Origin of the sequence: Candidatus Cyrtobacter comes (genome assembly GCF_034470605.1) — a bacterium.
Lineage (GTDB): Bacteria > Pseudomonadota > Alphaproteobacteria > Rickettsiales > Midichloriaceae > Cyrtobacter > Cyrtobacter comes.
The window spans coordinates 1-9,805 of record NZ_JARGYT010000043.1 but is presented as its reverse complement, the minus strand read 5'-3'; the positions used below and the strand labels follow the sequence as shown (position 1 = coordinate 9,805).

Annotated in this window: 9 protein-coding genes and 1 tRNA gene; 3 read left to right on the top strand and 7 right to left on the bottom strand. The window is 34.3% G+C overall.

What is annotated here, in order from left to right; translation table 11 throughout:
• Positions 1 to 67: 67 nt before the first annotated feature.
• From Cyrtocomes_RS03685 to rpsP, 6 genes are all read right to left on the bottom strand, one after another.
• On the bottom strand, positions 68 to 589 hold the full coding sequence (locus Cyrtocomes_RS03685) for a hypothetical protein (protein ID WP_322497856.1): 522 nt from the start codon (positions 587 to 589) through the stop codon (positions 68 to 70).
• Between the two features lie 461 nt (positions 590 to 1,050).
• Entirely contained in the window at positions 1,051 to 1,740 is a 690-nt protein-coding gene (locus tag Cyrtocomes_RS03680; protein ID WP_322497855.1) for a class II aldolase/adducin family protein, read from the bottom strand.
• Positions 1,741 to 1,760: 20 nt separating this feature from the next.
• Positions 1,761 to 1,833 (bottom strand) — tRNA-Trp (locus Cyrtocomes_RS03675).
• Positions 1,834 to 1,895: 62 nt separating this feature from the next.
• A complete protein-coding gene (locus Cyrtocomes_RS03670; protein ID WP_322497854.1) occupies positions 1,896 to 4,124 on the bottom strand; it encodes a hypothetical protein in 2,229 nt (742 codons plus the stop codon).
• 1,021 nt (positions 4,125 to 5,145) lie between these two features.
• Complete coding sequence (gene folE, locus Cyrtocomes_RS03665) at positions 5,146 to 5,706, bottom strand: GTP cyclohydrolase I FolE (protein ID WP_322497853.1); 561 nt, start codon at positions 5,704 to 5,706, stop codon at positions 5,146 to 5,148.
• 45 nt (positions 5,707 to 5,751) lie between these two features.
• Positions 5,752 to 6,003 carry a 30S ribosomal protein S16 gene (gene rpsP, locus Cyrtocomes_RS03660; RefSeq protein ID WP_322497852.1) on the bottom strand — a complete coding sequence of 84 codons (252 nt, stop codon included), beginning with the start codon at positions 6,001 to 6,003 and terminating at the stop codon, positions 5,752 to 5,754.
• 319 nt (positions 6,004 to 6,322) lie between these two features.
• Here rpsP and Cyrtocomes_RS03655 point away from each other — a divergent pair, with 319 nt between their 5' ends.
• Positions 6,323 to 7,204 carry a bifunctional 5,10-methylenetetrahydrofolate dehydrogenase/5,10-methenyltetrahydrofolate cyclohydrolase gene (locus tag Cyrtocomes_RS03655; protein WP_322497851.1) on the top strand — a complete coding sequence of 294 codons (882 nt, stop codon included), beginning with the start codon at positions 6,323 to 6,325 and terminating at the stop codon, positions 7,202 to 7,204.
• Entirely contained in the window at positions 7,197 to 8,099 is a 903-nt protein-coding gene (locus Cyrtocomes_RS03650) for a YihY/virulence factor BrkB family protein (RefSeq protein WP_322497850.1), read from the top strand. Before Cyrtocomes_RS03655 ends, Cyrtocomes_RS03650 begins: the two co-directional genes overlap by 8 nt.
• A gap of 1 nt (position 8,100) precedes the next feature.
• Here the strand turns inward: Cyrtocomes_RS03650 and Cyrtocomes_RS03645 are convergent, their stop codons facing one another.
• Entirely contained in the window at positions 8,101 to 9,303 is a 1,203-nt protein-coding gene (locus tag Cyrtocomes_RS03645; RefSeq protein WP_322497849.1) for an aspartate kinase, read from the bottom strand.
• A gap of 252 nt (positions 9,304 to 9,555) precedes the next feature.
• Between Cyrtocomes_RS03645 and Cyrtocomes_RS03640 the strand changes: the two genes are divergently transcribed.
• On the top strand, positions 9,556 to 9,711 hold the full coding sequence (locus Cyrtocomes_RS03640; protein WP_322497848.1) for a hypothetical protein: 156 nt from the start codon (positions 9,556 to 9,558) through the stop codon (positions 9,709 to 9,711).
• Positions 9,712 to 9,805: the final 94 nt, after the last annotated feature.

Sequence of the window (9,805 nt, the reverse complement as noted above, 5' to 3'; positions counted from 1 at the left end):
GGAAACAACCTTTTATCCATCTAAATACCATATTTATCGCCTCCAATATAATATTGCATCTTTTCCATTATTTGGCAAAACCTTTGTTAACAGTGCCTATTTTATCATGTACAAGTCCGAATATACCCAAACCTTCGGGTATGACTACTAGAGGTGCGGTTACAAAAACTCCAGCCATGATTCCTATACCACTCATACGTTCATGTGACTTAAAATCATCATTATATTCCTTCATAGTAGTGCAGTTATGAGGCTCAGATCTAGTAACAAATAAATCCACAATATTTTCAATAGATGTTGTTGACACTTTAGTGAGCTCATTGGTTGCCATAGTACGTGGCATAGAAACAACAGCAGACACTGCGCTAGTTAATACGAAGAAAAAAGTACCTAATGCTGTACCAACCATCTCATTTGCAATATTATCACCATCATTATGTAAAATAGCATTTAAAGCAGTGAATAGCCTTGCACCATAAACACCACCGATCGCAGCATAATATGCAATATACCCACCTGCTTGAACGCCGAATACAAAGTCTCCCACTGTTGACTTTCCGCATGTTTGATTGAAATATGTATCATTCATATATAAAATAAAAACTTATGATATTGTATTATTATAATGTTATAATACAATATCAAGAGCTGCGATCTCAAATACAGGATTTGTGATTTAATAAAGGATTATTTGCCAAGAAGAAAAACGATTTGATGATCGATATACATTGTAGATTTGGAAGCTGAAATAAACCTTACTTTAGCTGCGCTTTAGCTATATATATATATAGCTAAAGCGGTATAAAATGATTACATAAACAGTAATTTTGTTAAACTTAACCCAATGATAACTAACCTATTTTCAAAATTAATCATGTGCCATTTTTATGACGGTTTAGCTATAGAATAACTTATAATAAAATTTATAGAGAGAGAGGCCTTTGTTTGGTGTCTTAAATTCTACCTTTTCTTGTCAATTATCTGCTATAGTAATTCTTCGAATATCGTCTCACTTTATCGGATATTAGCACTATTCTCTTACTAGATAGATCATTTAGGGTTTTGTATAATCCTCTTCCACGAGATCCAATCTCTCATTCCAAGGTCTTTTTCAAAACTTAATAAATCAGCGGATGCTTTTTTGCAGGTTTGTGTATCTGGTACCACAATGCTTTTTCCCATACTTAATGTTGCTATCTGTGCGGCGCATGCCTTTTCCAAATGGTATGCATAGAATAGTGCCTCATGTAAGCTTTTTGCACAAATTAAACATCCATGATTTCTCATCAACATTACATTATTTTTTCCAAGATCTTGAGCCAATCTTTCACCATAATGTTCGGCAAGGGCTAGGGAGTCGTATTTATGATATGATATTCTATCATAAAAATGTAGAGCCCATTGATTAATTGGGAGTAAACCTTCCTCTATAGAGGATACGGCGGTGATATTAGTGGTGTGAAGATGAAAAATGGCATTTATATCGCCTCTGGCCTTGTATATAGATCCGTGTATAACGTATCCGGTTTTATTATATTGGTATTCCTGACCATCTATTACCTCGCCTTCTAAGGAAACACTTAGTAGATTTTCCTCAGTTACCTCATCAAACCGTAGTCCAAATGGTTGTATATAAAACCCTTCAATTGATTGGCATCTTGTAGAAAGGTGTGTATATGTATGATCATCCATACCAAGATAGGCTAACACCTTATACGCAATAGCTAAATCTTTCTTCATCTTAAGATATGAAAACAAAGCAGGAGTGAGAGGAATCGAACCCCCAACCCCCGGTTTTGGAGACCGGTGCTCTGCCAATTGAGCTACACTCCTTCAAAGACCAGAAATTGATACATCAATCAGTTGGGTTATTCAATACCTAAATTATCTAAAGTTTAGGAAATCTTCAAGCCACCGTGCCTGTCTTGCTCCATGTCATTAGATACTTTACTTGCCCACATCTTACTAGGTTTTTCTATATTATTTATAATAATCTCGGCTGCTTCCCTCATATCTATACATAACTCCTTATTTATTACAGTAAGGATAGTATATTTAATATTTTTAATAAATTCATATATCCTTTGTGTGATCTCTGTTATGGAGTGAATTATAGTATCGCGCTCAATCTTTGTGTCTGGCCTATTTATTTCTATAAGATTAAGCTGTTTAACTTTATGTATGGTTTTATCTACAATACTCTCTATATCATTTATTATATTACTCTTTATATCTCGATTTAGCTCTATTTTATCATGTGGAAATTGTTTATTATGCTCTTCTAAAAATGCGTCGAGCAATTCTTTACACATTTCGCTACTACTGATATCCATAGATTTAAAGAGAGATGCATTAAACTTTCTGGCCATTCCTGATACTATAACACATAAATCTTTTTCCGGTCGCTTAAAGAATTTTTTTTGCATGTCTGAATTTGGTACACGCTCCACACAGCCAGCCCGCTTAAGTGAATCAATTAACTGATCGGGCATCATCAGATCCAACTGCTTCGTATCGGTAAACGGGATTGTGATTGCATTCTTACCACTCTTTAATTCAAATTCACTGCATAATTTAATATTAGTTTGAATCAGGCAAGATAATACAATTTTAGCAGTGAATTCAGAACAAATCATTTGGTCTGGTAGTTCACCATCTATACCAAAGAATCCCTTATGTATATCTTTAAACTTCTTTTGAATTTTTGTAGATGGTTTGTGAAATACAGAATCTCTATTTAAGGCATCTTTAGATAATCGATTGTTTTTTAACGAATAGCTGTTCATGCCAGCCTCTTTTCTTTTTGTATCGCTATTTTTAGTATACTCAAAACTATCTTTATCTATTTCATCATAACTTTCTTTATAGATTTGATTCACTTTTTCATTTAAGTCATCATCACTAAATGTTTTTTGTGCTTTTTTTAATATCTCTTTATTGAGCAATTTCTCTATATCAATTCTAAATATATCTGAAAAAATAATCTTCTTTGATACAAATTCATCTTCTCTATAGTTTCCAAGTATATGCGATAATTTTTTCTCTTTGTTTAAGATTGCGGAATGATCATATCTCTCACGAATTGCTAGTATCTCCTTTTCCTCTTTATTAGGCTCTCTATTCTCTACAGTAAGCTTGTTCTGTATATCATGTACAATAATATCACCTACCTCTAATTTTTCTTTTTTAAATTTGAGAAAGTGCTTTTCTAATTCATTCACTAATTCATTAGCATTCTTACAAATTGTTTCTAAAGCAGTTAATTTCTTTAACTCAATATACACGGGCTCTGAAATATCAGAGCTGATTATAGTGTACTTTTTTATTTCTTCTAGAACACGTTCAGCTTCTATGATATCAAGCAATTTTCCGTATTCATCTATAGAGATTCTATTTTTATATTCAATATATCCGCCACCATCCATCAATGTAGTGTATATATTGCTAAATTTTTCAAAATTTTCCGTTATATAATCAAAATGTCTACTCTTATACGAAAGTCTCTTTAGAGATTTTATTGAGTCATGATAAATTTCCTTCTCAAACAAGCTTTGAGATTTTTCTAACTCAATCAACTTTGTGTTTAGCTCTTGGTTACCAATTGCATATTCTAAAAATCTATAAAAAAGATCCTTGGCCTCAGTAGAATTAAAGTTGTATACTGAGTTATTAGCATCATCTCCTGAATTACTAATATCATCTCCTGAATTACTAACATCACTTAAATCGCTTAACTTGTTATTTGTGTGTTTATTTGTACACATAAAGTGTAGTACGCAATTCAAAGCCTCTGTAGAGTTAAGTTCTGCGCTGATTTCTTTGCTATCAATTTGTGCACCCATAATAATCTTAAATAAGCGCTTGCTTATTAAGTTATCATCATCCAATAGCTTCATTATTTTTTGCTCTGCTTCGCTATCAGATAAAGCGCTCATGAATGAATTCTTAGCTTTTTCAATATGTGATTTTATCAAAAAAAGCTCATAACGCACGTCTACGCCTAATAGATCGCCTGCATAAGAACTCGTTCTTTTAGCAAAACCTTCCATCAATTTTATTTGCTGTGTTAATTCGCTATATGCGGTATTTTCTATATCTTTCATACTAACTACCGTATTTAACATATTGGAATTTGGTATTAAATCGTAGATAGATATTGTTAGCGCTGAATAATACGATCATTACATACAAATCAATCTATAATGATTTTCACCTTAATAATGAATACGTTAGCCTAAATAGTCGAAAAAACAATCGGTTAGATTGGGATAGCAAATAATTTTAATTTATTGAAGCTTTATAAAGTGGTGATTTGGGTAATAATTTTTAGATATTGGATTTCTTCGGAAGCTAGAATTAGAAAAATTGGTAAAAGCTCTTAAAAAAGAGAGTGTTAATTAGAAGAGATATAACGTTCAAATGGTATTAACTATTATGATACAGTGCAAAAATTGTGAATCATCTAATTATGTCAAGGGCGGCTATGCAGAAATATAGATGCAAGAATTATCTATTTATTGAAGGTGATGCCAAAATATTATGAAATTAAGAAAGTGTAATATTATACGGCAAATCCTCAAATGGCTTTATAGTAAAGCTATTTGGGGTATAACTGGATAGCGTTATCTGAGATTAAATAAAATCACAAAAGATATTTCAAGACATAGAATTTGATGAGATGTGGTAGTTATATAGCTAAAGCGTCATAAAAATGGTACATGATTAGTTTTGAAAACAGGTTAGTTATCATTGGGTTAAGTTTAACAAAATTACTGTTTTATGTAATTTTTATGTAATTATTTTATACCGCTTTAGTTATACAATCAAAAAGAAATGGATTATTAAAGCATTTGATCGTAGCGCAACTATTACCTGAGTTATGCTAAAACCTTCGAAAAATTCTATAACAAAATAAGACACGTAAAAGATGTGAAATATTATACAGATAACTGGCTGTCTTATAAAAAATTTTATAGGGAGGGAGTATACAATAGAGCGAGACAATAGCGACATCACATTGGAAGAATGATAAGCAAAGTTGTTTCAAAAAAAGAGGAGATGATTGATATGTCTGTGCCCCCTTCTATGTCAGAAATCTTCCAGGCTTATGTTTTTTTATCTCTTTTTGTACGAACACTCTCCAAATTAGATTGATGCTAAAAAACTAGCCATCAATCTTTCATCATTTTTAAATTGGCCGAGAAGTTTTTGTGTTCTCATAATAGTGCCGTCCTTTTTTACCCCCCTTGATGTCATGCATCCATGTTCAGCGCAAATAACAACAGCTACGCCCAAAGCATCTAGGTGTTTTTCTATAGATTCTGCTATTTGTAAAGTCATACGCTCCTGTACCTGAAGCCTTTTTGCAAAAGCATCCACTAATCTTGCTATCTTGCTTATTCCTACTATAGCCTTGTTAGGTATATATGCCACATGAGCAACGCCAATTATCCTCGCCATATGGTGCTCGCAATGGGATATGAACTTTATATTCTTAAGAAGGATGTAGTCATCGTAGTGCTGCGCATCGGAAAATTTTGCAGAGAGGATTTCGGAAGGGGCTTGAGAATATCCAGAGAAATATTCGGAAAAGGCATTAACTACCCTAGATGGTGTTTTTAGCAAGCCGCCCCTATTAGGATCTTCACCTATGAACTCAAGCAAAACCCTAACGGCATCTTCAGCTTGCTCTCTAGTTACGCTCATATCCACACACAGTTATCAAAGCTGTAAAACTCTAGTATTAACATACTACAACTGCCGTGTAGCATGGACAAGCCTCTTAATTACAGATGTTGGAGTGGCTCCAACTCCTATCCAGTACTTCAACCTTTCAAAATCCACCACAAATCTCCCAGTAGAACCCTGGGGGAGGGTTGGATTATACCTACCTACCTGCTCTATGAAGCGACCATCTCTAGGGCTTCTAGAATCTGAAACAACGACTCTGTAGCAGGGTCTTTTTTTGGCTCCAAATCTAGCCAATCTTATCTTTACAGACACAACAAGAAAACCTAATATTAATAACCAGCTAGCGGAAGTTGGTATCACAGAAAGTTACATCTGTAAATAGATATACGATTATTAATCAAGAAAGTAATCAAGAAACACAGCGGTGTGTTGGTTTTGATAAAGTTGCTTGAATTTCTAATTTAACGTTTATGATGCTCTTTGGCAACGATATTTGTTATTATATTTACAGTTACTAAAAAAACTTGCCATAAAAATTCTAATTTATATCTGGTATTCGCTCCAAACAGTAGCTAATATGTTCTTTCTCGAGAGAAAGTTAGGGGTTTGTTATTGAATAAGTTAAAAGAAAATGGTGTGCAGGGTCGTGGATGGCAAGAGGTATGCAAAGATTTTGCTAGAAGATATAAAACGTGCATCACAGAGGTTTTTTGCTGAGTATAAGAGGAAGCCTAAGCTTAATGTGATATTTGTTGGTAATAACGAGTCTAGTAATATTTATGTGAGAAATAAAAAAAAGAGAGCGGAAGAGGTTGGTGTTTTGGTTGAGGTTAATCATTTTGAAAAAGAGATTAGCCAAGAGCTTGTAGTAGATTGTATAGAGTCGTTAAATTTAGATTCAGCTGTTGATGGGATCATTGTCCAATTACCAGTGCCGCCAAAAATAAATCCAAGGATTCTCCTAGATACCGTGATGCCTCAAAAGGATGTTGATGGCTTCAGCACTTATAATTCTGGCCTTATGTTAACAGGGCAGGATTGTTTTCTTCCATGTACCCCACAGGGCGTGCTCCTTTTGATAAAAAAAATTCTTGGTAACGATATTTCTGGTAAAAAAGTTGGGATGGTAGGTAGGTCGTTAGTTGTTGGTATGCCACTTAGCATATTGCTCATAAAAGAGGGATGCACTGTTACTGTATTGCATTCGCAATCTTTAAATATAGAAGCAGAATGCAAGCTGGTTGATATACTAATATCTGCCACAGGCTCTCCATCTTTAATAAAGGAATGTTGTGTAAAAACAGGTGCATTTGTTATAGATGTCGGTATTTCCAGAGTTGATGGTTCGATTGTTGGTGATGTAGATTTTCAGAGTGTAAAGAATATTGCATCGTATATTACGCCGGTTCCTGGTGGGGTTGGTCAAATGACTGTTGCATCATTAATGCTAAATACAATCAAGGCTGCTTTTGCGCATAAAGGTACTGATCTTGATTTAGATTTTGATGTATAATTTTTGGATGCTTAAAATCAAGAAACTCGTTAGAGCATTTTATGATGCGGCTTTAGATTTAAATAGGCATTATGGTTTTGAGCAAGCTGGTTACATATCATTTTTAGTAATACTTACTATATTCCCCTTCTTTGCGGTACTAATTATTATAGTTAGTCATACCGCTATTAAGCTGGATATACATGAAGTAATTATTTCGTTGATTAGAGGGTTTTTGTTAGAAAAAGATGTTCATCAGTTTATAGATGCCCTTATGCCAGCTATACTAGAGATAATCTCTAGCCCACCGAGCAAATTTTTAACTTTTGCCCTATTTAGTATGGTGTGGACCGCATCTTCTATATTTTTTGCTATAAGGACTGTATTAAATGTTGCGTATAGGGCCCAAGATAAGCGGCATTACCTTGTAGTTAGGCTGCTTAGCATGCTAGAATTTAGCGTGTTTACAATAATGGTGGCCGTAATACTGATTGCAGTTACATTGTTTCCATACTTGCTATATTTGGTGAAATTTTACTTTACTACTCAACAAGGTGATGGACAGCAGTTTGCATCTTTATCTCAGTATGAGTATTCATTATTTGGGGATAATTTTGCTTTAGCTAAACAATTCTTTTATTGGTTTGTTATATGCGCGTTAACATCCTCTTTATTTTATTGGATTCCATGTAGAAGGCAGAGATTCAGAGATGTCATACCTGGTACAATTGTTGTGTTTATTGGCTGGGAGCTATTTTCATATATTTTTGGATATTACATAAAATATTTTCCTCAAATAAATATGGTATATGGCAGTATAGCAGGGGTTGTGATCTCGTTGATGTATTTTTATTTTTGCAGTATAATTTTCATATACGGCGCAGAATTAAACTATAGAATAGAAAAGATACGGTAGTTTAAGCTACATTGATAAATTTATCGTGAAGCTTGTTTATTGCGGTTAGCTCGTCAACTTTATTAATTATAAGAGAGAGGTTTAGATCTGAGGATATCACATCTGTGACTTCTATGCCTGAGTCTGTCAGGTGTCCTATTGCTTCTGAGGCAAAAAGTGTGATTGAGCTTAGGCTTGAGCATGTCAAAGTAACAGATGATATGTTCTCGCAGATTACGAATATCATAGTGTTCTTTTCACAAAATTCTTCGACTTGTTCTGCTATTTGCCTATAGTTATCTTTTCCCAATAGGATAGAGAGCGATCTATTACCTTTTACATCAAAATATATGTGCAGGCTTTGAGTGTTTACATTTTTAAATATATCCGTCAATGCATTGAGCTTGCTGCTATATGACTCTGTGTCTTGTATCTTGATTAATACCGCGTCCTTGATGCTATTGATACTTAGTACAGAATCCTTTTCTATTATATTATTTTTATTTATTATGCTCATTGGGCTATTATCCTCAAAACTTGAAAGTACATTAATTTCTATATCATGATTCATTGCAATTTCTATTGCCCTGGGGTGTAAAACTTTTGCTCCGGAAGAGGCCATGAGCAGGGCTTGCCTATAGGAAAGTTTATCTATTCTAACTGGGTTAGAAACTTTATTAGGGTCTGCGCTAAATATTCCACTGACATCTGTATATATGTTGCATACGTTTGCTTTTAGTGCGGCGCTTATAGCGAGGGCGCTGGTATCAGATCCGCCCCTACCTAAAGTTGAGATTCTGTTTTCATTTGATATTCCCTGAAATCCAGAAATCACCGGCACTTCGTTTTGTAGAATAGATTGTTCTATAGCCTCTATTCCAACAGAGATTACTTTAGCGCAAGAATAGTTAGAGCTAGTTACAATTGGTAGTTGCCATCCAAGGAATGACCTAGCTTTTATTCCCCTGGCTTGTAGTGAAAGAGCTACTATAGCGGATGATATTTGCTCGCCAGTTGAGAGTATTGAATCATACTCTGGGCAAGGGCGCGATCTGGAGATGGAATAAAAGGTGTTAACTAAAGAATCTGTTACACCGGACATGGCAGAGACAACAACAACTGGCTTATGGCCGGCCGCTATTGCCCTTTCTATAAATTTCAGAACTCTTGCAAGGCTTTTAATACTACCTATAGAGGTTCCACCAAATTTCTGTACTAGTATCACAATTCAATTTGTTACACAAAGTTGCAAACTGGCCAAAAGAGATAGCGTACTAGTCTGCAATACTCGCACAGTACATATATTTAAACACGTTTTGCGTCAATAGTATTTAAAGCTGCGAGATCTTGGCCAAAAATTATTAATAGGTTAAATGTATGCAATTTTAAATATTTCTAGATATATTAAAAGTTGATTATTATTAAATAGTGCAGCAGCATCTCTTATTATACGTAGTTATTTGTTAAGGTTTTTTTTATGCAAGATATAAATAATGCTGGTACTACAACTGTAGACCAGGATGAGGGTTTTAGTGATGCGCAAGAGCAATTAAATACAGGTGTTATCCAAGGAAGAATCGATAGGCTTGTTGTTGGTGTTAACGCCATGGAGGATGATATTAGGCACTGTTAACAAAGGTTGTATTTAATAGATGCTAAAGCTATAAAGGCAAGGAAAGAGAGATCGGATTTCTCAAATCGTAATGCTAAGCGTCGATTTTCTTTGA